The organism is Rhizobium grahamii (genome assembly GCF_009498215.1).
GTDB classification, from domain to species: Bacteria; Pseudomonadota; Alphaproteobacteria; order Rhizobiales; family Rhizobiaceae; genus Rhizobium; species Rhizobium grahamii_A.
The window spans coordinates 1,267,147-1,289,589 of record NZ_CP043498.1; the positions used below are offsets into that span (position 1 = coordinate 1,267,147).

At 59.7% G+C, this 22,443-nt stretch carries 24 protein-coding genes and 1 pseudogene; 12 read left to right on the forward strand and 13 right to left on the reverse strand.

Translation table 11 applies throughout. From position 1 onward, the window contains the following. The first annotated feature begins 107 nt into the window (after positions 1–107). Positions 108–1,520, forward strand: a complete 1,413-nt coding sequence (gene mgtE, locus FZ934_RS06320; protein WP_153270364.1) for a magnesium transporter — start codon at positions 108–110, stop codon at positions 1,518–1,520. Positions 1,521–1,597: 77 nt separating this feature from the next. Further along, a complete protein-coding gene (locus tag FZ934_RS06325) occupies positions 1,598–1,990 on the forward strand; it encodes a MerR family transcriptional regulator (RefSeq protein ID WP_153270365.1) in 393 nt (130 codons plus the stop codon). Here the strand turns inward: FZ934_RS06325 and FZ934_RS06330 are convergent, their stop codons facing one another. Next, on the reverse strand, positions 1,991–2,974 hold the full coding sequence (locus tag FZ934_RS06330) for a heparan-alpha-glucosaminide N-acetyltransferase (protein WP_153270366.1): 984 nt from the start codon (positions 2,972–2,974) through the stop codon (positions 1,991–1,993). Beyond that, a pseudogene (locus FZ934_RS06335) lies at positions 2,975–3,738 on the reverse strand (DUF599 domain-containing protein). A 190-nt stretch (positions 3,739–3,928) separates the two neighbouring features. Here FZ934_RS06335 and FZ934_RS06340 point away from each other — a divergent pair. Next, on the forward strand, positions 3,929–5,335 hold the full coding sequence (locus FZ934_RS06340) for an L-serine ammonia-lyase (protein WP_113363009.1): 1,407 nt from the start codon (positions 3,929–3,931) through the stop codon (positions 5,333–5,335). A 98-nt stretch (positions 5,336–5,433) separates the two neighbouring features. Next, positions 5,434–5,871, forward strand: a complete 438-nt coding sequence (locus tag FZ934_RS06345; protein ID WP_153270368.1) for a DUF1489 family protein — start codon at positions 5,434–5,436, stop codon at positions 5,869–5,871. Positions 5,872–5,875: 4 nt separating this feature from the next. Here the strand turns inward: FZ934_RS06345 and FZ934_RS06350 are convergent, their stop codons facing one another. The 7 genes from FZ934_RS06350 to FZ934_RS06380 all read right to left on the reverse strand — a co-directional run bounded on the left by FZ934_RS06350 (position 5,876) and on the right by FZ934_RS06380 (position 12,186). Continuing rightward, positions 5,876–6,154: a hypothetical protein gene (locus FZ934_RS06350; RefSeq protein ID WP_153270369.1), complete on the reverse strand. Its 279-nt coding sequence runs from the start codon at positions 6,152–6,154 to the stop codon at positions 5,876–5,878. A gap of 112 nt (positions 6,155–6,266) precedes the next feature. Continuing rightward, the gene (locus FZ934_RS06355; RefSeq protein WP_194273796.1) at positions 6,267–7,745 is read right to left on the reverse strand and encodes a D-alanyl-D-alanine carboxypeptidase; all 1,479 of its coding nucleotides are present in this window, start codon (positions 7,743–7,745) and stop codon (positions 6,267–6,269) included. A 115-nt stretch (positions 7,746–7,860) separates the two neighbouring features. Further along, the gene (locus FZ934_RS06360; protein WP_153270371.1) at positions 7,861–8,652 is read right to left on the reverse strand and encodes a hypothetical protein; all 792 of its coding nucleotides are present in this window, start codon (positions 8,650–8,652) and stop codon (positions 7,861–7,863) included. 184 nt (positions 8,653–8,836) lie between these two features. Continuing rightward, complete coding sequence (locus FZ934_RS06365; RefSeq protein ID WP_153270372.1) at positions 8,837–9,442, reverse strand: transglutaminase-like cysteine peptidase; 606 nt, start codon at positions 9,440–9,442, stop codon at positions 8,837–8,839. Positions 9,443–9,816: 374 nt separating this feature from the next. Then, a complete protein-coding gene (gene pip / locus FZ934_RS06370) occupies positions 9,817–10,785 on the reverse strand; it encodes a prolyl aminopeptidase (RefSeq protein WP_153270373.1) in 969 nt (322 codons plus the stop codon). A gap of 56 nt (positions 10,786–10,841) precedes the next feature. Continuing rightward, positions 10,842–11,453, reverse strand: coding sequence for a PilZ domain-containing protein (locus FZ934_RS06375; protein ID WP_153270374.1), 612 nt, complete (start codon positions 11,451–11,453; stop codon positions 10,842–10,844). A 100-nt stretch (positions 11,454–11,553) separates the two neighbouring features. Further along, a complete protein-coding gene (locus FZ934_RS06380) occupies positions 11,554–12,186 on the reverse strand; it encodes a PAS domain-containing protein (protein WP_153270375.1) in 633 nt (210 codons plus the stop codon). A 304-nt stretch (positions 12,187–12,490) separates the two neighbouring features. On the opposite strand from FZ934_RS06380, the gene FZ934_RS06385 reads away from it, so the two are divergent. Together FZ934_RS06385 and FZ934_RS06390 are read left to right on the forward strand one after the other, a co-directional pair. Beyond that, positions 12,491–13,252 carry a rhomboid family intramembrane serine protease gene (locus FZ934_RS06385; RefSeq protein WP_432443604.1) on the forward strand — a complete coding sequence of 254 codons (762 nt, stop codon included), beginning with the start codon at positions 12,491–12,493 and terminating at the stop codon, positions 13,250–13,252. A gap of 99 nt (positions 13,253–13,351) precedes the next feature. Continuing rightward, positions 13,352–13,786 carry a CBS domain-containing protein gene (locus tag FZ934_RS06390; RefSeq protein ID WP_153270377.1) on the forward strand — a complete coding sequence of 145 codons (435 nt, stop codon included), beginning with the start codon at positions 13,352–13,354 and terminating at the stop codon, positions 13,784–13,786. Between the two features lie 15 nt (positions 13,787–13,801). On the opposite strand, the gene FZ934_RS06395 is transcribed toward FZ934_RS06390, so the two are convergent. The 3 genes from FZ934_RS06395 to folE all read right to left on the reverse strand — a co-directional run bounded on the left by FZ934_RS06395 (position 13,802) and on the right by folE (position 15,978). Then, positions 13,802–14,767: a patatin-like phospholipase family protein gene (locus tag FZ934_RS06395; protein WP_153270378.1), complete on the reverse strand. Its 966-nt coding sequence runs from the start codon at positions 14,765–14,767 to the stop codon at positions 13,802–13,804. 113 nt (positions 14,768–14,880) lie between these two features. Next, a complete protein-coding gene (gene hisI / locus FZ934_RS06400; RefSeq protein WP_153270379.1) occupies positions 14,881–15,336 on the reverse strand; it encodes a phosphoribosyl-AMP cyclohydrolase in 456 nt (151 codons plus the stop codon). Between the two features lie 27 nt (positions 15,337–15,363). After that, positions 15,364–15,978, reverse strand: a complete 615-nt coding sequence (gene folE / locus FZ934_RS06405) for a GTP cyclohydrolase I FolE (protein ID WP_153270380.1) — start codon at positions 15,976–15,978, stop codon at positions 15,364–15,366. Between the two features lie 302 nt (positions 15,979–16,280). Here folE and FZ934_RS06410 point away from each other — a divergent pair, with 302 nt between their 5' ends. The 4 genes from FZ934_RS06410 (at position 16,281) to thrS (ending at position 19,878) form a co-directional block, all read left to right on the forward strand. Next, complete coding sequence (locus FZ934_RS06410; protein WP_153270381.1) at positions 16,281–16,727, forward strand: iron-sulfur cluster assembly scaffold protein; 447 nt, start codon at positions 16,281–16,283, stop codon at positions 16,725–16,727. A 14-nt stretch (positions 16,728–16,741) separates the two neighbouring features. Then, complete coding sequence (gene yidD, locus FZ934_RS06415; protein WP_153270382.1) at positions 16,742–17,134, forward strand: membrane protein insertion efficiency factor YidD; 393 nt, start codon at positions 16,742–16,744, stop codon at positions 17,132–17,134. 83 nt (positions 17,135–17,217) lie between these two features. After that, positions 17,218–17,745 (forward strand): DUF1697 domain-containing protein, encoded by a 528-nt coding sequence (locus FZ934_RS06420; protein ID WP_153270383.1) that lies wholly within the window; start codon positions 17,218–17,220, stop codon positions 17,743–17,745. Between the two features lie 123 nt (positions 17,746–17,868). Continuing rightward, positions 17,869–19,878 (forward strand): threonine--tRNA ligase, encoded by a 2,010-nt coding sequence (gene thrS / locus FZ934_RS06425; RefSeq protein WP_153270384.1) that lies wholly within the window; start codon positions 17,869–17,871, stop codon positions 19,876–19,878. An 88-nt stretch (positions 19,879–19,966) separates the two neighbouring features. On the opposite strand, the gene FZ934_RS06430 is transcribed toward thrS, so the two are convergent. Continuing rightward, positions 19,967–21,058, reverse strand: coding sequence for a hypothetical protein (locus FZ934_RS06430; RefSeq protein WP_153270385.1), 1,092 nt, complete (start codon positions 21,056–21,058; stop codon positions 19,967–19,969). Between the two features lie 111 nt (positions 21,059–21,169). Here FZ934_RS06430 and FZ934_RS06435 point away from each other — a divergent pair, with 111 nt between their 5' ends. After that, positions 21,170–21,754, forward strand: a complete 585-nt coding sequence (locus tag FZ934_RS06435) for a nitroreductase family protein (RefSeq protein WP_153270386.1) — start codon at positions 21,170–21,172, stop codon at positions 21,752–21,754. Further along, positions 21,754–22,356, forward strand: a complete 603-nt coding sequence (locus tag FZ934_RS06440; RefSeq protein WP_153270387.1) for a flavin reductase family protein — start codon at positions 21,754–21,756, stop codon at positions 22,354–22,356. The genes FZ934_RS06435 and FZ934_RS06440 overlap by 1 nt, the downstream gene beginning before the upstream one ends. Positions 22,357–22,443: the final 87 nt, after the last annotated feature.

The window sequence follows — 22,443 nt, forward strand, 5'->3', positions numbered from 1 at the left end:
TGTCATCTGCGTTGCCGGCTTGCGGCTGGACGCGATAGCGCCTTTCGGCTAGCACGGACACAATTGCGGCGAAGTCCAGGCTTCGAATCAGATGAGGGCGGCAGAGGATGACGAACGACGCAGAAGAGCTCGTCCGCGCACGTCCGGGCAGCGATGAGACCGACATCTACGACGAGAACGGCAACGTTCGCGGCGATTTTCTCGCGCTTGTCGGCGCGGCAATCGCCGACCGCGACACCATTTTCCTGCGCCAGAACGTCACGCGGCTGCACGAATCCGAAATAGGCGACCTGCTTGAATCGCTCCAGCCGGATCAGCGCGTCGCGCTCGTCCGTCTGCTCGGCGACGAATTCGACATGACCGCGTTGACGGAAGTCGACGAGGCGGTGCGTCGCGAGATCGTTGACCAGATGCCGAACGAACAGATCGCCGCCGCGATCGGGGAACTCGACTCGGACGACGCCGTCTACATTCTTGAAGACCTCGACAAGGAAGACCGCGAAGAGATCCTTGCGCAGCTGCCGTTCACCGAACGCGTCCGTCTGCGCCGTGCGCTCGACTATCCAGAAAGCTCGGCCGGCCGTCGCATGCAGACGGAATTCGTCGCGGTGCCGCCGTTCTGGACCGTCGGGCAGACGATCGACTACATGCGCGAGGAGGAGGATCTGCCTTACTCGTTCACGCAGATTTTCGTAATCGACCCGACGTTCAAGCTGTTGGGCGCCGTCGATCTGGACAAGATTCTCCGGACGAAGCGCTCGACCAAGATCGAAACCATCATGCGGGAAACGAACCATCCGATTCCCGCCGAGATGGACCAGGAAGATGCGGCGCAGCTCTTCGAGCAGTACGACTTGCTGTCTGCCGCCGTTGTCGACGAGAACGATCGCCTCGTTGGCGTGCTGACCATTGATGACGTCGTTGACGTCATTCACGAGGAGGCCGACGAGGACATCAAGCGTCTCGGCGGTGTTGGTGACGAAGAACTGTCGGACAGCGTTTTCTCGACAGTACGCTCCCGCTTTCTTTGGCTGGCGATCAACCTTGGCACCGCCTTGCTGTCGGCGAGCGTCATCGGCCTGTTCGACGGGTCGATCGAGAAGATGATCGCGCTAGCCGTCCTGATGCCGATCGTTGCTTCGATGGGCGGCAACGCCGGGACGCAAACGATGACGGTCACCGTGCGCGCCTTGGCGACCGGAGATATCGATATATACAATGCCGGGCGGATCATCCGGAGAGAGGCGGGGGTTGGCATCGCCAACGGCGCGCTGTTCTCGGTTATCATGGGCTGTATTGCAGCTGCCTGGTTTCACAACTACCAGCTCGGTTTCGTCATCGGTGCTGCAATGATCATCAATCTGTTCGCCGCGGCGCTGGCCGGGATTCTTCTTCCGCTGCTGCTTCACAAGGTGGGAGCGGATCCTGCAATCGCCTCATCGGTTTTCGTGACGACCGTGACTGATTGCACAGGCTTTTTCGCCTTCCTCGGGATCGCGACTTGGTGGTTCGGCATTTAGCCGGCTGCAAGAATATTTGTCGGAAATTGACTATTACGTAAAAGTCAATATTATCGGTTTTCGACTGTGGGGGACCCATGCCGGTTAGCAAATATTATAGCATAACGGAAATGACGCGCGAATTCGGTGTGTCGACACGCACGTTGCGTTTCTATGAAGACGAGGGATTAATCCATCCCGAGCGCCGAGGTCGCACGCGTCTGTTCAGGCCGACCGACCGCCGTCTCATTCAGGAGATATTGCGCGGTCGTCGAATCGGCTTCACGATCGCCGAAATCCGCGAGATCATTCAGGTCTACAAGGAGCCGCCGGGCGAACTCGGCCAGCTGAAGCTTCTCATGAAGCGCGTGGACGAGAAGCGGGATGAGTTGCGCCAGAAGCGCAAGGATATCGACGACACCCTGACCGAACTCGACAACATCGAGGAAGCGTGCCTTGGACGCCTCGCCGAAATCGGTGTTGGTACCTGATTACTGGTTGCTGCTGCATTCGCTGGCGAGCGTCAGGATACGGTCGTCATCGGCCTTGATCGTGCCAGCCTGAAACGGCGTGAACAGGTTTTGCGTCTGCAGTTTATCGAGTGTGCACTGGCAGAAGCTCCGGCAAAGAGCTTCGCCTTCCTGCTGCATGCAGGCGACGTTGCACTGTTTCAGATAGCTTTCCACCGGATCCGGCTTTGCGGGCGGCACGACGATTGATAGGCCATAGGCTATCGAGATCAGCACCGGCTGGTGAATAAGATAGAACGCCAGACTATGGCGGCCGGCCTTGGCAAGCAACGTCGATCCGGTCCCGAATGTTGCGAGCTTTGCGAGGACGCCGGTTCGGAGCGCGATCAGTGCTGTCGTCAAGCCGACCAAAAAAGGCAGCGCCCAGGGAAAGATGGGAACGAAGTCATTGGACCGCTCCGGCATCTCCGCAAACCCGGTCCAGGCGAGATAGCGCGGGTTGAACAGCGGCGAATGCAGGATCCCAGGCGAGATCCAGGTGTCGACGCACCACGCCGCCGCAACGCCGATTGTCAATGCAATCGTCACCGCCAGCGGAAGCCGCAACACCAGCACGCCCAGCAGGCTCAGCACCGCAATGGCGTGCAGAATGCCGAAGAATATCCATTCACCCGGCGTGAAATAGAAGGTCGCGACCGAAATCAGGATTGCTGCAGCGGCGATCATCGCCAGGCGTTTCCAGAAGGGGCGCCAGCGGATGTCGGGGCTGCTCGCGAGCACGAGGCTTAAGCCGACGATAAACAGGAACGTCGATGCGATGGCTCGTGCATAGAGCTTGAGCCAGCCAGTCTCCGCCGTTCCGGGCGTCAGGTAGCCCATGAACTCCATGTCCCAGGTGAAGTGGTAGGTCGCCATGGCGACCAACGCGGCACCGCGCACGGTATCCAGCAGGCCGATGCGAGGCAGCTTCGTGCTCTCTGCTGCGGTCGTCGCTGTAAGCGTCATTCACAATCCCCCGGATGAGTCGTTTCCGCCGTTCAGCGGACCGTCGCGGGAATAGGAGAAAGGTGGAGATTTGATGGCGGGCCGGCGTCCAGGATCGCAAGCCTTGCTTCGGAAAAGAACTGACGGCGCGTGAGCACGACGATGACGATCGTCGTAGTCAGCATGAAGACATAGGGGTTGATGAACCAGCCGAGGTAACCGATCGAGAGAAAGATCGCCCGAAGCCCCTCGTTGAAATGCGATCCGGCGATGATGTTCATGCGGATGACCCGCTCGGCCGCCCGTTCCGCCGCGACCACGTCAAGTTCTGTGTCGCGCATCATCGGGATCGAGCCGAACAGGATCGTGCAATAGTTGAACAGCCGGTACGACCACCCGAACTTGAAGAAGGCATAGCCGAAGAGCGCCGCCAGGCCGCCGACCTTCATTTCGAAAACCGCATGACCGCTATGGAAGACGAAAGGCAAGTCCGCGAACACCGCGTCGACCTTTTCTGTCGCGCCGAGCAGGGCAAAGCAGCTGCCGATCGCGAAGATCGACGTGGATGCGAAGAAGGCCGTGCCGTTCTGAAGCCCGGACATGATCTGAGTGTCGATCATTTTCAGGTCGCGGCGCAGCGAATTGTAGATCCACTCCCGCCGGCGCTCGACCATGGCATGGGTGAGGCTCGTTCTGCCGAACAGGCTCGAGCCGCGCAACAGCCGCGAGTAGCCGAACCAGACGGCGGCGAAAAAGACCAGTGCGATGTAATCTGCTGTCGTCATCACTATATTGATTCAATCCCCATGCATGCGCGGCCACTCTACAGATGCCCGCGCATGCTGCAATGACCGGTGATGTGATGACGTTTGCTTTTGATGATGTCGCTTGCGTGAAATGCTATGTCGGTGCATCGAAGGGATCGCGCCGCGCTTTTGCGTAGCTTTCCTGACAAACTCAAATCAGGACATCCGCATGTTCCTTTCCGTTTTCGACGTATTCAAGATTGGTGTTGGCCCTTCGAGCTCTCACACAATGGGGCCGATGACGGCTGCCAACCGTTTTCTGGACCTGCTCTTGTCCGATGAATGGCCGCGCCCGACCTCGGGAAGCAAGGTGGCGTCGATCAAGGTCAGTCTGCATGGTTCGTTGGCCCACACCGGAATCGGTCACGGCACGGGCAGGGCGGTCATCCTCGGGCTGATGGGTGAGCAGCCTGACAGCGTCGATCCCGACGCGATGGACGCGATCATCGATCGCGTCGAACGTTCTGGCCGCATCACCCCGGAAGGGCATCCGGCCTATCAGTTCCAGCCGAAGACCGATCTCGTCTTCGACAAGAAGCAGCCGCTGCCAGGGCACGCGAACGGCATGTCGTTCTCTGCCTTCGACAAGGACGGCCGCATGCTGGTCCGGCGCATCTATTACTCCGTCGGCGGCGGGTTCGTCGTGACGGACACCGAACTCGAGGCAATGCGCTCGAAGAAGAAGGCCTCGGCCGAGTCGGCCAAGGTTCCATATCCGTTTTCGACCGCGAAGCAGATGTTGGACATGGCGGCGCGTTCCGGGCTCTCGATCGCGCAGATGAAGCGCGCCAACGAGGAAAGTCAGAGGAGCCGCGACGAGCTTGACGAGGGGCTCGATCGCATATGGGAAGCCATGCGCTCCTGTATCGAACGAGGCCTGAAGGTCGATGGCATCATGCCTGGCGGATTGAATGTCCGCCGCCGCGCCCGTTCCATCCATGACAAGCTGCAGGAGGAGTGGCGCAGCAACCGTATCAATCCGCTGCTCGCCAACGACTGGCTGAGCGTTTACGCGATGGCTGTGAACGAGGAGAACGCTGCCGGTGGCCGCGTCGTGACCGCGCCGACAAATGGAGCGGCCGGTGTCATTCCGGCGACCATCCGCTATTACGAGCACTTCCACGATGATTGGGACCAGAACGGCATCCGGGACTATCTCCTGACTGCAGCCGCGATTGGCGGGATCATCAAGCACAATGCTTCGATCTCAGGCGCCGAGGTCGGCTGTCAGGGCGAAGTTGGCTCGGCCGCCGCAATGGCAGCAGCAGGCCTCGCCGCCGTCATGGGCGGCAACCCGGAGCAGATAGAAAACGCCGCCGAGATCGCCTTGGAACATCACCTCGGCATGAGCTGCGACCCGGTGGCCGGCCTCGTTCAGGTTCCCTGTATCGAGCGAAACGCACTCGGCGCCGTCAAGGCCGTGACCGCTGCGTCTCTGGCGATCAAGGGCGATGGCAAGCATTTCGTACCGCTGGATGCCTGTATCGAGACGATGCGCCAGACGGGCCACGATATGAGCGAGAAGTACAAGGAAACATCGACCGGCGGCCTGGCCGTCAATGTTGTCGAATGTTGATGCGGCAGCTATCGCCCATCAGACGAAATCTGTAGCGCGGCGACCTGCCGCGCAATTCGCCGCTTGACGCTGCCGCGCAAAAGGATTTCAACGGCGGCATGGCATTGCATCTTATCAAGTTATGTGTTGGCGCGGACTCGATCGACGATCTGCGTGAATGGGTGGCGCAACGTGCGATGAGCGCCATCGCTGCCGGTCTTGAACCGCACTCCGTCCATACCACGAGGATGGTGCCCAAGCGGGTCGAAGAGCTCCTCGACGGTGGATCGCTGTATTGGGTGATCAAGGGGCAGGTTCAGGCGCGGCAGAACCTGCTCGACATCCAGACCTTCACTGATGGCGAAGGCATCTCGCGATGCCATCTGGTCCTCGGACCGGAGGTGATCGAGACGGCCGTTCAGCCGAAGCGCCCCTTTCAGGGCTGGCGTTACTATCCTCAGGACGACATTCCGCGCGATCTCCATAGCCTTGGAGACGGCGTAGCCGAGATGCCCGCAGACCTTCGCCGCGAGCTCTCGGAGCTAGGGCTCCTCTAAAGACTCAGCGCAGCCGGAGCGTAACCGGCGATCTGCCGTCCGCGCATGTGACATGCAGATGGATCGTCGCCTCTGGCTGCGAGTAGCGCCAGGCGCGTGCGCCATGGCAAAGCAGAAGGTTGATCAGATCCTTGGTCTTAGCCGTTTTCGGCTTTTGCCGCTGCACGCCGATTTCGGCGAGGCGAAGCGCAGCCTCGTGGAGAGGGTGCAAGCCAGCGCGAGGATTCCTCCCCGTCAATCTGCCATGAGGCGGAAACTCTGGAGTGTTCTCATTGATCGCCATTGTTATCCCCGTACGCAATACACATCGAGCAGGTCACCAGGCGGGATCGCAAACACCGATCCGCGCCCTGTTCGGCCGCCGCCTGAAACACATAGGCGGCAAGCCATTGGCATTACTGAGCCGAGGCCCAGCACTTCACGCCGGAACGCTTGAGAGCGTTGCAGGCATTGACGGCATCGCGCTGCTCGTCGAAACCGCCGAAGCGAGCGCGGTAGCCGCCGGAATAGGCGACAGCAAGAGGCTTGGCCGAACGCAATGCCTTGCCGCCCTTGGCCTTCGCGCCATCAAGAAGGCCCATGGCGCCATCCTTGGTCGACGAGATGCCGATCTGGACAACCCAGCCGCTTGGCTGCGCGGCAGGGGTCGAGGCGGTCGTCAGCGTATCGACCGAAGTGTCACCCTGCTCCGGCGGAACATAAGCCTGCGCCGGCGTCGCCGAAGCAACCGCAGGCTGCTTGATCGGCTGGGTCTTTACCTTAGTCGGAGCTGGCATTTCCTGCAGCAGCGGATTGTCGGACTTGGTCGATGACGCAGCCGTGTAGGCAACCTGTGCCGAAGCAGCCTGTTGGCGGCTATCGGGGGTCGGGCCGCTAGGCGGCAGATCAACGCCGCCGACGGATGCAACTTCGCTTTTGGCGGCAGTAACCGGGATAACCGGTTCCGACGAGATCTTCGGAGCCTGTGCAACGAGATTGGCCGAACCGCCGCGTGTGGAAGCCTTCGGCAGATAGCTGGCAATCAGGTTGCGCATCTGGGTGTCGCGCGCCGGAGTGGATGCGCCACCTAGAACGACGCCAACGATCGACTTGCCATCAACCTGGACGGAACTGACGAGATTGAAGCCAGCCGCGCGGGTATAGCCCGTCTTGATGCCGTCGACGCCGCGAACGGAGCCGACGAGGCGGTTATGGCTTCGGATAATACGGTTGCCGAACTTGAAGCTCTGCGTGGAGAAATAGCCGTAGTACTGCGGAAAATGCTGGCGCAGCGCGATACCCAGGCGAGCCTGGTCGCGGGCTGTCGTCATCTGGGCGGTATTCGGCAGGCCGTTGGCATTTCGGTAGGTCGTGCGGGTCATACCGAGCGCATGAGCCTTGGCCGTCATGATCTGGGCAAAACGGTCTTCCGTGCCTCCGAGCAACTCGCCAAGTGCCGTCGAAGCATCGTTAGCGGAGAGCGTCACGAGGCCGAGAATAGCCTGCTCGACCGAAATCGTGCCGCCCGGACGAACGCCGAGCTTGGTCGGTGCCTGTCCAGAGGCGTGAGCCGAGAAGGGGACCGCCGTGTCGAGACGAATACGCCCCTGTTCCAAGGCTTCGAACGTCAGGTAAAGCGTCATCATCTTGGTCAGCGATGCGGGATACTGCAAGCGATCCGCATTCTCGCTGTAGAGGACGTTTCCGCTGTTGGCGTCGACGACAATCCCGGCATATCTGGAATTGGCGGCCTCTGCCTCCGCGTTGATCGAGTCAGCCGTTACGATTCCAAATGCTATCGAGAAGGCAGCGATCGCCTTGACCAGGAAGCTTCTCGAACGGATCGGAGATACGGAGGAAATTGACCTTAACACTATTTCACTCTTTGCTTGCAGTTCAGATTTTCTCGGGACCGCGCACCCTCCCGCACGATCAATTCCGCGAAGGATAGCGGCGCAGGGTTACCAATCGGTTTATGATTAATCGTTTGTTTCGGCGTTTCCCGGCATTCTAGCGGCCCGCATCGGAACGGGTCACAAGTCGCGCCTCCACAAAGTGGCGAATAGCGGCATCAATATGGTCCCAGTCGGGCAAATGCTGACTCGAGAAGCGGTAAAGCACACTTAAATCGCGTCCGACCTTGATGTCTCTTTGGCAGTCGCCGCTGGTTGCCGCTTCCGCCGTCGCAGGCAGCATGCAACGAACGACATAGTCGTCGCCGTTGACGCGTGGCGCGGTCAGCAGCACTTCGCCCGGGTAGCCCGCGTCCGCCCGGAAATGATGAAGGGTCATGCCTGCGCCGAAGGTCTCGGACTTGCCATCCACGAGGTGGTTGTAGATCGGCTCCAGCCTGCCGGACATGTCACGCGACATCGTGCTTTGTGTGATCTGCATAAAGATCAGGCCGGAGGACTGGCTGATGTCGTCGAAACGGTCCCGGTTGTCCTTCGTATAGCCCTGCATCTGCGGCCAGGTGAGGTAGAGATCGGCGCGCTCCGCGACGCCGTCCTTGCGCTGGCTGGAAAAGCGGATGGCGTTTGCGGGGACCTCAAGCGTGTCGCGGCCGATGGTAAGCGTGACCGGTGCCACGCTGTCCGTGTTGCCTGCGAGCGAAATGCGTTCGCCGATCCAGCGACCGCCAATGCTGATCGCGAGGGTCAGCGCGGCCAGCGTCGCAATGAGGGCCATGGCACGGAGAAGCAGGCTCATAGAGAGCAGTGGCGTTTCGTGAAGCGGCTGTGCAGTCTCGGCTGAGTGGTGCATTGCGGTCCTCGGAGAGAACGACCGAGGCAAGAAGAACAAGAGCCGCCGGCAGGGATTCTATTGCCGCAATGATCCGGTTGGTGTGGTTAAATAAGTGTAAATCCCACATGAAAGATGAGCCGCTCCTGGGACAGCAGGAGCGGCTCTCAGGCGCCGGTCGGGACGGGGATGCGGGGGACAGACCGGTCGCTTGGACGTGGTCGCCGGAGGGGCCGGCGAAGAACTATTTGACGCTGCCGACGGCGACTGCGCGGCCGTCCTGGAGCTTGACCCAGCGCGCCGGGTCGTCAGCGGATTGGCGCTTCAGGAAGGTGTATTCGGTATCGGCCCAGAGCATGACCTTGTTGCGCATGTTGTCGAGAACGAAGTCGCCGCGATCGGTGCGGATGGTCAGGACGGCATGGCCGTCGCCGTTCGGCTGCAGCACCACCGTCATCAGCAGGTCCGACGGCGAGAAGCCGGCGTCGATCAGCTTCTTGCGCTTGAGGAGCGCGTAGTCTTCACAGTCGCCTGCGGTGCGCGGATAGGCCCAGCGTTCTTCCACGCCGTAAACTTCCATATCCGTCATCGGCGTGATCGAGGAATTTACGTCGTAGTTGATCTTCAGAATGGCTTTCCAGCGCTCCTCGGTGAGGAGAAGCGGTCCCTGGTCGCCAGCAGGATTGCTGCAGTCGGCGGGAATTTCCTTGCAGAACTGATAGGCGCCGATCGGCGGGCTAGCATTGCCCACAACGGTCATGCTCAGATAGGCGCTCTGTCCAACGCCCGTCATGCCCAGCAGCATCATTCCGGCGGCCAGACCGCCTTTGATGAAAGTTGTTATCGTCATTTGTCGTCTCCCCGTTCGTGAGGAGACATTCGCACAGACGTTTTTATCCGCCGCAAAATTGCGAAGTAAAAATAAAGGCTTAGTTGATTCAAACGTGAGTCGAATTCGACTAAAACACGCGCTTAATTCGAATAAAGTTTGAGCGGCATTTGCGACAAACTTGATTCAAATTTTAGCGTTTGGGGAAAGCGACCAATCTCGGAAATGCATCATTTTGGCTCGAAGTGTTAACATCGCGGGCGGCAAGTGCTCTGTCGGTAATGATGGATTAACCCTCTCGGTCCTGACAGGACAGCGCAAGGATGGCCCGTTTCGACAGGCGTTTGGCGTCCAAACGCAAGATTCAGCAGAATAATCGGCGAGCGCGCCAAAAATTATTTTTTGATTTTCTCTCGAAAACGGTTGGCGGATCTAAGGATCGCGGCCGCCATGTCCTGATGATCAGTCGAATGCGCGGCATTCTCGATCACGATCAACTCGCTATCCTTCCAGGCGCTAGATAGCTCCCAGGCGGTGACAAGCGGTGCTTCCAGGTCGAGGCGACCTTGGACAAGGGTTCCGGGAATGCCGTCAAGTCTCCAGGCGTTACCAAGAAGCTGTCCATCTTCGAGCCATGCATTGTGGCTGAAGTAGTGGGTGATGATGCGCGCCCGTGTCAGGAGATACAGCGGATCCTTCCAGCGTCGGGGCAGTCCCTGCGGATTTGAATGCAGGATGGAGGCTGCTTCCCAGTCGTGCCAGTCCCGCGCGGCCTGCAGTCGCGTCTCGAGATCAGGGGCATTGAGCAGTTGGCGATAGCCGTCGACCACATCGATCGTTCGTAGATTTTCCGGAAGCGCTTGGACGAGCCGGTGCCACTCAGCAGGAAACAAATGTGCCAGGCCGTGCGTCAGCCAATCGATCTCGGAGCGGCGCGTCGTTGTCACGCCGCCGAGGATCATGCCTGTCACGGCTGCCGGATGGGCCTGCGCATACGCCAAAGCCAGCGTGGAGCCCCATGAGGTGCCGAAGAGTAGCCAGTCTTGTATTCCGAGGTGGGCGCGCAAGCGCTCCATGTCGTCGACGAGGTGCCAGGTCGTATTGGCCGCGAGATCCGTCGTCATCGCCGCGGCGTTCGGCAGGCTGCGGCCGCAGTTTCGCTGATCGAAGAGAATGATGCGATAGAACGAAGGGTCGAAGTACCGCGTCGCCGAAGCTGTCGAGCCGGATCCCGGTCCTCCGTGCACATAGACCACCGACGCGCCATCGGGGTTGCCGTAAGTCTCCCAGTAGACCTGTTGTCCATCGCCAACGGGGAGGAGGCCGCTGTCGCAGGGAGTCGCCTCAGGATAAAGAAATGTCATCGGTCACCTTCCGGCGGCCTTGATGGCGTCGCTTCATGACAGCGCGATGACTTGTCTCAGAGAAATTCGCGGAGCGTTTCGCGCGATTGCACCGACAGGAATTCGATGGCGACGCCTTCGACGAAATGGCGCACGACGCGGCCCCGCATGTTGCCTAGCCGAACGGCCGTCCCGATCGCTGGCCGCACTTCGACATCGACAGCAGCGCCCGACAAGGAAAGGTCCATGATGCGGCAGAGATACTTGGTGCCGTCCTCGAGCGTGATTTCGGTCTTCGTCTCTCTCGGCGTCAGTCGGTCGTGGCGGCGATCTTCCGGAAGGCCAAGCTCATGCTTGTTCGCGAGCCACGTCAGCTGGGCGGCAAGCTTCTCGCGCTTGCGTTCTGTCGCGGTGATGGACATCGTAAAGCCACGGGCGTCGACGGCCAGCACATAGCCTTCGACGCGGCCGAGGTGATCGATATAGGCAATGACACGTTCGCCGCTGCGCGGACGTCCCTGGCAGGTGACGTACATATCGCCCGGCGACATGTCGATCACGAGGCATTCGTATTCTTCGTAATTGGCCAGCATTAAGCGTCCCTGCATATTGATAGGGACGCGCTGAAAAGCACCTTGTTCAGGGCGAGGCGCAGGCCGTTGCGTCTGAGCTTGCTGGAACGCGTGCATTAAAGGGCTTCTTTGCAAATAACTTATACGCGATCTTTATCCGCAATCCATTAACAGAAGGTTGTTTCAATCCTGAGGTTGAGCGTTCGGTGCGGCGCAGTCACGTGTGCCGAAATGGCACATCTCCGTCCGACTGGCGGTGCAGCAATCCAGACATCAAACGCTGCAGCGTTTCGGAAATGGAGGCAGGGCGTGTCACCAGTACCTGGGCGGGCGGCTGCAGCGTCTCGAGTTGGCGTGCCAACGGTTCGTGAAGCAAGCGGCTGCGGTCAAGGGCAAGGAACTGCAGGGGGACCACTGCAAGCCAGCTCGCGGCGGTTGCGGGCGCGATGGCGCCAAGTAGCTTGTCGTTGTTGCCGTCGGCCGAACGCAGCGGGAGAAGGATGATCTCGAAAGTCGCGCGATGTCCTGCTGTGCTGTAGCCCGTGGCGTTCAGCAGGGCAGGTATGCCGTGATCCATAATTCCGGCGGCTGTGCTCTCGATGTCTTCCTGGCCGTGCGCCCAGAGCTCGGAGAGGCCGCAACCTCCGAGATCGTGTCCGAACAGGTCGCAGATCTTTGTTCCGGCCAGCCTGAAGACGATACGACCGGCCTCTGTTTTCTCCAGTATGAAGAGATTTGCGAGTATGTGGCGGACTTCCCGAGGCTCTATCTGCGACCGCAATGGCGCCAATTCCGCGCCGCGAATGCGGTTCCAGTACTCAAAAATGTCGATGGTTGCCCTGAGACGCATGGATCTGGCCGATCTGTTTCATTCCGGTTCAAAACACGGCCCTCATGGCCGTCGATAAGAGGTCCGATGCGTTTTTCATGCCAGATCACGGCGGTTAAGGTTAAAAAGTGGTTGCGGTTGAGCGTCTCGGCGCGGCATGCAACTATCCGGTCATCGCTTCCGGTTCCGGAAGTTCAGCACAGATTGCTGGTGCGCAGGTCATCTCGGGGGAGGGGCGCCCAGCGGGCCGTTCGGCTTCATGCCGAACGGCTTTTTTTTTGTCTGTCGGTCCTGTAAGCCTGCCTTTCGAAGCAAGCGAGGGCTGTTGATGGACGATTCGGTCGAACCGCAAGCGACAGCGGAACCCCCGTCGCCACAGCGTACCCCGATTTTCAACCTTCCCGGCGCCGTGCTGGTGAGTATTGCCGTGCTTGTGGCGATATACGCGGTTCAGACCCTTCTGCTTTCAGAAGCGGCCACTGATTGGCTGTTCCTCAATTTCGGCTTTAAACCGCTTCGTTATGCCATCCCACTGGCAGAACAGGGGCCGCAGCTCTATTGGACGCCTGTCACCTATTCGCTGCTGCATGGCAGCGTCGAGCACATCGTCCTCAACGGCCTATGGCTGATGGCCTTCGGTGCCCCGGTCGCCCGCAGGATAGGTGCCGCGCGCTACGTGGTCTTCTGGGTTCTTTCAGCCGTCGCATCCGCTGCTCTGCATGCCGGCTTGAACTGGGGTGGAGCCACCGTCCTTATCGGCGCGTCAGGTGTCGTCTCCGCGCTGATGGGAGCAGCGTGCCGCTTCGCCTTCCCGCCTGAGCGCAGACCGCCAGGCCCCGCGCACCTCAACCCGCGCCTCTCAATCCCTCTGGCGCTGCGCAGTCGCACCGTTGCGATGTTTATCCTGTTCTGGTTCGCCGGAAACATCCTTATCGCGGTTGGGATACCTCTGATCGGAACCAGCGATCAGCCGATCGCATGGGATGCACATATCGGTGGCTTTGTCTTCGGCTTCCTGCTCTTTGCATTTTTCGACCGCGCACCGCCGGAAGATCAAGACAATTCGGATGTGTTGCAATCCTCTTGAGAGGAGTGCACCATTTGACCTGACCGCGATGGGAGGAGAGACCGCCGCGGGCACCTGTGATCAGTAGAAGTATTTCGCTTTCGACATAGGAGGTTAAAAATGTCCAATACAGTCAGAGCCATACTGGAGGCCAAGGGCAGGGACGTGGTGACTGCCGGCCCGCAAACGACCGTTTCCGAAGCTGCCGTGATTCTCAGCAAGAAGAAGATCGGCGCGATCGTTATCGTCGGGATGGAAAACAAGATCTCCGGCATATTCACCGAACGAGACGTCGTCCATGCGATCGCCAAGCTCGGCGCGGGATGTCTCGAGCAGTCCGTGGCGACACTGATGACCTCGAAGGTCTATCGCTGCAACGACGGCACGACGGTGAACGAACTGATGGAGCTGATGACGAGCCGTCGGTTCCGTCACGTGCCGGTTGAGGCAAACGGCAAGCTGGCGGGCATCATCTCGATCGGTGACGTCGTGAAGACGCGAATTGCCGAGGTCGAACGCGAAGCTGAAGAAATCAAGGCTTACATCGCCGGATGAAGTCTTGCTGGCGCGTCAGATCGAGCCGGCATACATCTCTTGCATTCTCTTGAGTTCCGGGAGGCGAACTTTCGCCTCCTCGTAGCCGCGCTCGATCGCCTCGCCGGCGCGGTGGAATTCCGAAAGGCCGATGTCGCTCATGCGCGGCTGCAGCGAGATGTCGGGCGGATCTCCGGCGAGACGAGCGCGGGCGATCCGGTCCTGTATGATGTTGAAAGCCTGCACCATCACGCCTGTCATGCCGAGCTTCGCGTAGGGTGCGTGCTCCTGCTTCTGCACTTCGAGTGGAGACAGTCCTGCGCTGTGTCGCACGACGGCTGAGCGCCCGTAGAGATCGTAGTTGAGGTTTACGGCGACGACCAGCGGCTGCTCGTAGGCGCGGCAGACAGAAACCGGAACCGGATTGACCAAGGCCCCATCGACAAGCGTTCTATGATTGCTGCGGATCGGCTCGAAAATTCCCGGAAGAGCATAGGAGGCGCGCAACGCCGTGATCAGCGAACCATTCGCGATCCATACCTCGTGCCCGGTGTTGACCTCGGCGGCGACCGCCACGAACGGACGGTCGAGATCCTCTACGCTCAATCCTTCCAGATGCTCTTGCATGCGCTTCGTCAGCCGCATGCCGCCGAAGAGGCCGCTGCCGCCGATCGTCAGGTCGAGGAGGCTTGCGATGCGCCGCATGGTGAGTGATCGGGCGAATGATTCGAGTTCATCGAGTTTTCCGGCAAGATAGCAGCCGCCGACGAGGGCGCCGATCGATGTGCCGGCAATCATGCCGATCTCGATACCGGCTTCGTCCAGTGCGCGCAGAACGCCGATGTGCGCCCAGCCGCGCGCTGCACCTCCACCAAGGGCAAGCGCCAGCTTGGACTTCTTGGGCGCAGGGAGGACAGGAGGCGTAACCTTGCTGTCTACAGGAGTACCCATGTCGGAGCCGCCGGCCTCAGCGCTCTGACGGTTCGAACTCCAGCCCAACATTCTTCGCCTCCCTCATGGCCGGAACACCCGTATCGGATTATTAGTGTCCCGTTTCCCTTTCCAATTGGTATATGGCCGCATTCTCCGTCTCAAAAAGAGACGGTGAAGCTGTTTTATGGCTGCTTTCCGTAAATTTCGTTGGGATCGAACTGGCGCTCGTCGTCGACGATATCGAGCATGGGGCGCCCTTCGACAAGATCGACCGTCCTGTAGAAGCAGGAACGTCTGCCGGTGTGACAGGTCGCATCGTGGCCTGCCACTTCGACCTTGAGCCAGATGGCGTCCTGATCGCAGTCCGTGCGGATTTCCTTCACCATCTGGGTGTTGCCGGAGGTTTCGCCCTTGATCCACAATTTGCCGCGCGAGCGGCTGAAATAGTGCGCTTTGCGGGTCTGGATCGTCAGCGCGAGCGCTTGAGCGTTCATGTGAGCCACCATCAGTAGCTCGCCGTCATGGGCGTCGGTCACGATCGCCGTAATCAGGCCGCGGTCATCAAACCGCGGCGTGAAATCGCCAGCATCCTCGAGTTCGGATTTGTCGTCGGACGGTGCATTGAAGGCGAAGGGCATTTTGCGGCTCTCTCTAGCGAAGGCGGTTTAGCGGCCTCGCACCATGGACATGAAACGCGCCTGATCGGCAGGCTCGGTCTTGAAGCTTCCGGTAAATGTGGTCGTCAGCGTGGTCGATCCCTGCTTCTGAACGCCGCGCATGGCCATGCACATGTGTTCGGCTTCGATCATGACTGCCACGCCCCGCGGCCGCAGCGTTTCGTCGATCGCCTTGGCGATCTGAGCCGTCATCGTCTCCTGCGTCTGCAGGCGACGTCCATAGATCTCCACGACGCGCGCGATCTTCGAGAGCCCGAGCACGCGTCCTTCCGGCATGTAAGCCACGTGGGCCTTGCCGATGATCGGCACCATATGATGCTCGCAATGGGAGAAGAACGGAATGTCCTTCACCAAGACCATGTCGTCATAGCCCGCCACTTCCTCGAATGTGCGGCCAAGCACATCCTCTGCATCCATTTCGTAGCCGGCAAAAAGCTCGCGATAGGCCTTTGCCACACGCGCCGGCGTATCGAGCAGACCTTCGCGGGCAGGATCGTCGCCGGCCCAGCGAAGCAACGTCCTGACGGCGTCTTCGGCTTCTTTTTGTGTAGGGCGATTGGATTCAGGCGTGGTCTGCGGAAAATTCTTGACGATGGCGTCCATATGCAACTGTCTCCTGGTCCGCCTTGGCGGACCGTCTTTCGGACTAGCCACTGGCAATCCCACAAGGGAATTCATGCACCTTTGGCAGGCTCCGGGGCTTTCGGGGCGTAATTCCGCCCTTCCGGCACGGTTTCCCAATCAAACTTACCCGAGGCCATTGCATTTTTATGGCCCTCGAACGACATACATATAGGAAAACGACGCCCCTATGTAAGTCTTTCAGCGCGAACGGTGTGTTTTTTGTTTGTGCTACGATGACGGTAGGAACGGCGGTCGGCGTTTGTTTTGGAGCAAAATCCAAGATGGAAGACATCTACAACAGCAAGATTCTTGAATTTGCGGGCAATATTCCCCTGATCGGGACACTTTCGGACGCCGACGCAAGCGCCCACGCGCATTCAAAACTGTGCGGCTCGAAGGTAACGATCTGGCTCAAGATGGACGGCGAAACCGTCATTGCTTTTGCCCATGACGTCAAGGCTTGCGCGCTCGGTCAGGCATCGTCTTCCGTCATGGCGCAGCATGTGGTCGGCGCAACGGCGCAGGAAATCCGCCGGGCACGCGAAGACATGCTCGCGATGTTGAAGGCCGACGGCGATGGGCCCGAAGGGCGTTTCGAGGACATGCGGTTCCTTCGCCCGGTAAAAGACTACAAAGCGCGTCACGCTTCAACCATGCTGACATTCGACGCCGTCGTCGATGCAATCGGCCAGGTGGAAGCAAAGCGGGCGCAGACGGTCTCCGCGTAGGTCCAGGCAACGCCATGTGTCAGTTTTGTTCAGCCGGTGGTGATCATGACGAGGATGAAGGTGGCGCCGCTGCCGCTCGTCCGAAGCGGCGATCACGCAACTTTGCCGGCCATTTTTCCCGCACGCCCGACCGGCTGTTGGGAATGGGTTTGATCCTTATCTATCAAACCACGCTGTCGGGATTTATCGGGAATAGCTGCCGGCACATTCCGACCTGCTCTGAGTACGGCTACGAGTCGATCGCCCGCCATGGTCTGTGGGCCGGTGGCTGGATGACGCTATTTCGCGTTGCACGCTGCGGCCCAGGTGGAACAAGCGGTCTCGATCCTGTCCCCGAACGGCTCGAAGATCGGTATCATTGGTGGATGCCCTGGCGGTACTGGACCTTAGGGCGGAAGGCGGCCTAGGCGATGTGGCTCTATGCGGATCGGACGATCTTCGCGGGCGATACCGTGAGCACGCCGGATGGTGCATCGGAGTTCCGGACGGCATGACCGCCTACGTCGCGCTGCTTCACAGCATCGTATTGTCACCGGGTCGGCGCGTGGTGATGTCGGATCTGCGCGACATGGCCGTATCCATCGGCTTCCGCAGCCCTCGAACGTTGGTCTCGACCGGAAATATCGTGTTTGAGGCTGACGATGCACCGATCGGTGATATCGAGCAGCGCCTTGAAGCCGCCTTCAAGGCACGGTTCGGGAAACACGTGGACATCATCGTCCGGAAGGGCTCGAACTGGCTGGCTCTCGCCCGATCAAACCCGTTTCCTGACGGCGAGGGAAGTCAGGTGATCGTCCGCATAATGCGCAAGCCGCTGCAAAACATGGTGCTTGCCGATCTTAGAAAACATGCCGACGAAAAGCAACGCCTGGCGCTGACGGCTGGCGATCTCTGGATCGATTTTGCCGGCAAGCCGAGCGAATGGAAGCTCTTGTCGGCACTGACCACAAAGCGCATGGGCGTCGGCACGTTGCGGAACTGGAACACGGTTCGTGGGCTTGCCGAAATGCTCGCCTAGGCGGGCTTTTCCTTTACTAGGGCACAATTTTTACTATCAGGCGGCAGCGTATTCGTGCGGACGAACCGCTTCATTTGAAACCACCCGCATTCGTTGGCGGGACTGGACAAGGAGAATATCGATATGTCCCAATCCGTTTCCCTGACTTTCCCAGATGGCAGTGTGCGCAGCTACGATGCTGGCGCGACCGGCAAGGACGTTGCCGAATCCATCTCGAAATCCCTTGCCAAGAAGGCTGTCGCGATCGCGATCGACGGCACGGTTCGCGATCTGTCGGACCCGATTGCCAATGGTAAGATCGAGATCCTGACGCGCTCGGATCCCCGCGCGCTCGAGCTCATTCGCCACGACGCCGCGCACGTCATGGCCGAAGCCGTTCAGGAACTGTGGCCCGGCACCCAGGTGACGATCGGCCCGGTGATCGAAAACGGCTTCTACTACGACTTTGCCAAGAACGAGCCCTTCACGCCCGACGATCTGCCGAAGATCGAAAAGAAGATGAAGGAAATCATCGCGCGCAACGCACCCTTCACGAAGCAGATCTGGTCTCGCGAGAAGGCAAAGGAAGTCTTTGCCGCCAAGGGCGAAAGCTACAAGGTCGAGCTCGTTGACGCGATTCCTGAGGGCCAGGACCTTAAGATCTACAATCAGGGCGACTGGTTCGATCTTTGCCGCGGCCCGCACATGGCGTCTACCGGCCAGATTGGCACCGCCTTCAAGCTGATGAAGGTTGCGGGCGCCTATTGGCGTGGCGATTCCAACAACCCGATGCTGACGCGTATCTACGGAACGGCCTGGGCTGAACAGGCCGAGCTGGACAACTACCTGCACGTCCTCGCTGAGGCCGAGAAGCGCGACCATCGCAAGCTTGGTCGCGAGATGGACCTGTTCCATTTCCAGGAAGAAGGTCCGGGCGTGGTGTTCTGGCACGGTAAGGGCTGGCGGATCTTCCAGACGCTGGTGTCCTACATGCGCCGTCGCCTTGACGCTGACTACCAGGAGGTGAATGCGCCTCAGGTTCTCGATACGGCTCTTTGGGAAACCTCGGGCCACTGGGGTTGGTACCAGGAGAACATGTTCGCGGTGAAGTCGGCGCATGCGCTGACGCATCCGGAGGACAAGGAAGCCGACAACCGCATCTTCGCGCTCAAGCCGATGAACTGCCCCGGTCACGTTCAGATCTTCAAGCACGGTCTGAAATCTTACCGCGAACTGCCAATCAGGCTGGCGGAATTCGGGAATGTGCATCGCTATGAACCGTCGGGCGCTCTGCATGGTCTGATGCGTGTGCGCGGGTTCACCCAGGACGACGCGCACATCTTCTGCACGGACGAGCAGATGGCTGCAGAGTGCCTGAAGATCAACGATCTCATCCTGTCGGTCTACGAAGACTTCGGCTTCAAGGAGATCGTCGTGAAGCTCTCGACCCGTCCTGACAAGCGGGTCGGTACCGATGCGCTCTGGGATCGCGCCGAATCCGTCATGATGGATGTCTTGAAGACGATTGAGGCGCAGTCGGGTGGTCGCATCAAGACCGGCATCCTGCCAGGCGAGGGCGCTTTCTACGGCCCGAAGTTCGAGTACACCCTGAAGGACGCCATCGGTCGCGAATGGCAGTGCGGAACGACGCAGGTCGATTTCAATCTGCCCGAGCGATTTGGCGCTTTCTACATCGACAGCAACTCGGAAAAGACCCAGCCCGTGATGATCCACCGCGCGATCTGCGGTTCGATGGAACGCTTCCTCGGCATTCTCATCGAGAACTTTGCCGGTCATCTGCCGCTCTGGATCTCGCCGTTGCAGGTGGTCGTTGCGACGATCACTTCGGAGGCGGACGGCTATGGTCAGGAAGTTGCGGAAGCGCTTCGCGATGCGGGTCTCGTGGTCGAGACCGATTTCCGCAACGAGAAGATCAACTACAAGGTCCGTGAACATTCCGTCACGAAGGTTCCCGTGATTATCGTTTGCGGCAAGAAGGAAGCCGAAGAGCGCACGGTCAACATCCGTCGTCTCGGCAGCCAGGAGCAGACCTCGCTGTCTCTGGACGATGCGATTGCTGCCCTTTCCCTAGAAGCAACGCCGCCGGACGTGAAGCGCAAGGCGGAAGCCAAGAAGGCCAAAGCTCTAGCCTGAGCCTTCGGTGGGTGATTGAAATGAAACACCCGGTCTCTCGCGAGACCGGGTGTTTTTCGTTGCACATCGATGGGAGAGGGTCGGTACGTTAGTCGGAATCTTGCCCGGTCGTTCCGCCATTCTGAAGCTGATCGTAGGACGGGAGCGGCGCGGCCTGATTCTGTGTCGGCTGTTCGGCCTGCTCCGGTGGGAGCTGCTGCACCGTCTCTGCCGCAGCGCCGGGCTGCTCCGGCTGGACATCCTTCATGAGGACCTCCACGTCGGTATTCTTACCCGCTTCGACCTTGAAATCGCGCTGGTAGATCTTGTCCTTATTGCGTGCGACGGCCGAATACTCGCCCTCGGCAAGCACCATCGTCGGAAACGCGCTCACGCTTTCTCCGACGCTGTCGCCGGCGGCGGTCAGGATCGACCACGCCGTATCCGCGATCGCTTCCCCGCCTGCGTCGGACACCAGCTTGAACGTGATTTGTGCCGCCTTGTGCTGGATCGTCGCTTCCGTCAGCTTGCCCGCTTCCACCTGGATATCCGCGCGAACCGACGCGTTGATGTCGCCATATTCGGAAACAACGTGGTAGGTGCCGGCGTTCAGCCGCACGACGGTGTTTGGCGGCACATCGGCCATGACCAGACCGCGTTCGCCGTCCTCGCGCACATCCGCGGAATAAATCGAGAAGCTCAACTGGTCCGGGCGAATGCGCATGTCGGAGCCGGAAACGGCGTTGAGCACGAGGCCGCCGGCTTCGAGCACCATCGTCTGCTTGTCGACTTCACCTTCTTCGGGAATGGTCAGCTTTCGCGTCACGCCGGCGCGTCCGAAGGATACGTTGACGAAATAATCGCCAGGCGCGAGTTGGAAGTCGGCCGAGCCACCTTGAGAACTGGCGATAAGCGGCAACTTGCCGTCGGCGCCTGCATTGGGGCTGAAGACATACCAGGACAATCCGTCCTGAACCGCCTCGCCATTCGCTGTCAGCTTCGCTTCCAGCGAGACGGCATGAAGCTTGGAGCCCTCAGGCGCCGTACCTGGGGCGATGAACGCATTCAGCTTCGGCATCTTCGCCGTTGTGTCGAGCTGTTTGAAATCCTTGAATGCCTCCTGCGCCTGGGTCGCCAGGGGCGATAGAACCAGTAGGCCGGCAGCAAGGCTCAGACGCGCATAGCGCAAAATGCCGAGCATGTGTTTGGTGAACCGATTGACATCTTGAAGCACAGAGGCCACTTCAAAACCAACCCGATGGCAAATTCAAGACCCATCTCGCTCTGCCGTGAAAATGAGAGTTTTTTCCGTATGAAATCCGACATTAAGCTGATCGACTATCTCGGTGTTCGCCGTTCCATTCCTGCTTTCCAGATGTGCGAGCCGGGACCGGAGAAGGCGGAGATCGAGGAAATCCTGCGTCTTGCATCGCGCGTTCCTGATCATGGCAAGTTGGCTCCCTGGCGCTTCATCGTCTATCGGGGCGAAGAGCGCGCGCGGATCAGCGAGGAACTGCTGAACCTCGCACTGCAGGCCAAGCCTGAACTGTCCGAAGAAATGGTGCAGGTCGAGCGTACGCGTCTGACCCGTGCTCCCGTCGTTGTCGCTGTCGTAAGCAAAGCCGGCCCGCACATCAAGATCCCGGAATGGGAGCAGCTGATGTCGGCTGGCGCCGTATGCCTGAACATGATCTTCGCAGCCAATGCGCACGGCTGGGTGGCCAACTGGCTGACAGAGTGGTTCGCCTATGATGAAAGAGCCTATCCCGTGCTCGGCGTGCAGCCGGGCGAGAAGGTCGCGGGCTTCATTCATATCGGCTCCACGACGTTCCCCGCTGTCGAACGTCCGCGCCCGGAAACCGCCGAGACCGTGACCTGGGTCGGCGGAGAGGCTTGATGTTCTATAGCACCCAGACGAATGACCACGGGCTGGCGCACGATCCCTTCAAGGCGATCGTGTCGCCGCGTCCGATCGGCTGGATCGGCAGCAGGGGCAAGGACGGCTCGATCAACCTTGCTCCCTATTCGTTCTTCAACGCCGTGTCGGATCGACCGAAGCTTGTGATGTTCTCGTCGAGCGGCCGCAAGCATAGTCAGCGGAATGCGGCGGAGACCGGCGAATTCACCTGCAATTTCGTCAGCCGCCATCTGATCGAGAAGATGAACATCTCCTCGGTAGCGGTTCCTTACGGCGTCGACGAGTTCGAGCTGTCGGGCTTGACGGCAAAGAAGGGGCGGATCGTCGATGCGCCCTATGTCGCGGAGGCATTCGCTGTCCTCGAATGCAAGGTGACCGAGATCATCGAGCCGAAGTCACTCAGCGGTGAGGCCTCGGAGAACGTCATGGTGTTCGGTGAGGTGGTCGGCATTCACATCGATGAAGCAATCATCGTCGATGGCCGCCTGTCCATGGCCATTGCGCGGCCTGTCGCCCGCATGGGCTACATGGACTACAGCGAAGGCAGTGACGTCTTCGAGATGTTCCGGCCACAGCTCTAACCGTTAAAAGATATGGTGAACCAATCATAAACTTTTTGCCGCTACCTTGATCGTCACGATTGGAGCGTGAGGGAATCGCGCTTGAGA

Coding starts and splice junctions, on each gene's coding strand:
- mgtE (WP_153270364.1), top strand. CDS start 108: ATGACGAACGACGCAGAAGAGCTCGTCCGCGCACGTCCGGGCAGCGAT.
- FZ934_RS06325 (WP_153270365.1), top strand. CDS start 1,598: ATGCCGGTTAGCAAATATTATAGCATAACGGAAATGACGCGCGAATTC.
- FZ934_RS06330 (WP_153270366.1), bottom strand. CDS start 2,974: ATGACGCTTACAGCGACGACCGCAGCAGAGAGCACGAAGCTGCCTCGC.
- FZ934_RS06340 (WP_113363009.1), top strand. CDS start 3,929: ATGTTCCTTTCCGTTTTCGACGTATTCAAGATTGGTGTTGGCCCTTCG.
- FZ934_RS06345 (WP_153270368.1), top strand. CDS start 5,434: ATGGCATTGCATCTTATCAAGTTATGTGTTGGCGCGGACTCGATCGAC.
- FZ934_RS06350 (WP_153270369.1), bottom strand. CDS start 6,154: ATGGCGATCAATGAGAACACTCCAGAGTTTCCGCCTCATGGCAGATTG.
- FZ934_RS06365 (WP_153270372.1), bottom strand. CDS start 9,442: ATGACGATAACAACTTTCATCAAAGGCGGTCTGGCCGCCGGAATGATG.
- pip (WP_153270373.1), bottom strand. CDS start 10,785: ATGACATTTCTTTATCCTGAGGCGACTCCCTGCGACAGCGGCCTCCTC.
- FZ934_RS06375 (WP_153270374.1), bottom strand. CDS start 11,453: ATGCACGCGTTCCAGCAAGCTCAGACGCAACGGCCTGCGCCTCGCCCT.
- FZ934_RS06380 (WP_153270375.1), bottom strand. CDS start 12,186: ATGCGTCTCAGGGCAACCATCGACATTTTTGAGTACTGGAACCGCATT.
- FZ934_RS06390 (WP_153270377.1), top strand. CDS start 13,352: ATGTCCAATACAGTCAGAGCCATACTGGAGGCCAAGGGCAGGGACGTG.
- FZ934_RS06395 (WP_153270378.1), bottom strand. CDS start 14,767: ATGTTGGGCTGGAGTTCGAACCGTCAGAGCGCTGAGGCCGGCGGCTCC.
- hisI (WP_153270379.1), bottom strand. CDS start 15,336: ATGCCCTTCGCCTTCAATGCACCGTCCGACGACAAATCCGAACTCGAG.
- folE (WP_153270380.1), bottom strand. CDS start 15,978: ATGGACGCCATCGTCAAGAATTTTCCGCAGACCACGCCTGAATCCAAT.
- FZ934_RS06410 (WP_153270381.1), top strand. CDS start 16,281: ATGGAAGACATCTACAACAGCAAGATTCTTGAATTTGCGGGCAATATT.
- yidD (WP_153270382.1), top strand. CDS start 16,742: ATGTGTCAGTTTTGTTCAGCCGGTGGTGATCATGACGAGGATGAAGGT.
- FZ934_RS06420 (WP_153270383.1), top strand. CDS start 17,218: ATGACCGCCTACGTCGCGCTGCTTCACAGCATCGTATTGTCACCGGGT.
- thrS (WP_153270384.1), top strand. CDS start 17,869: ATGTCCCAATCCGTTTCCCTGACTTTCCCAGATGGCAGTGTGCGCAGC.
- FZ934_RS06430 (WP_153270385.1), bottom strand. CDS start 21,058: ATGCTCGGCATTTTGCGCTATGCGCGTCTGAGCCTTGCTGCCGGCCTA.
- FZ934_RS06435 (WP_153270386.1), top strand. CDS start 21,170: ATGAAATCCGACATTAAGCTGATCGACTATCTCGGTGTTCGCCGTTCC.
- FZ934_RS06440 (WP_153270387.1), top strand. CDS start 21,754: ATGTTCTATAGCACCCAGACGAATGACCACGGGCTGGCGCACGATCCC.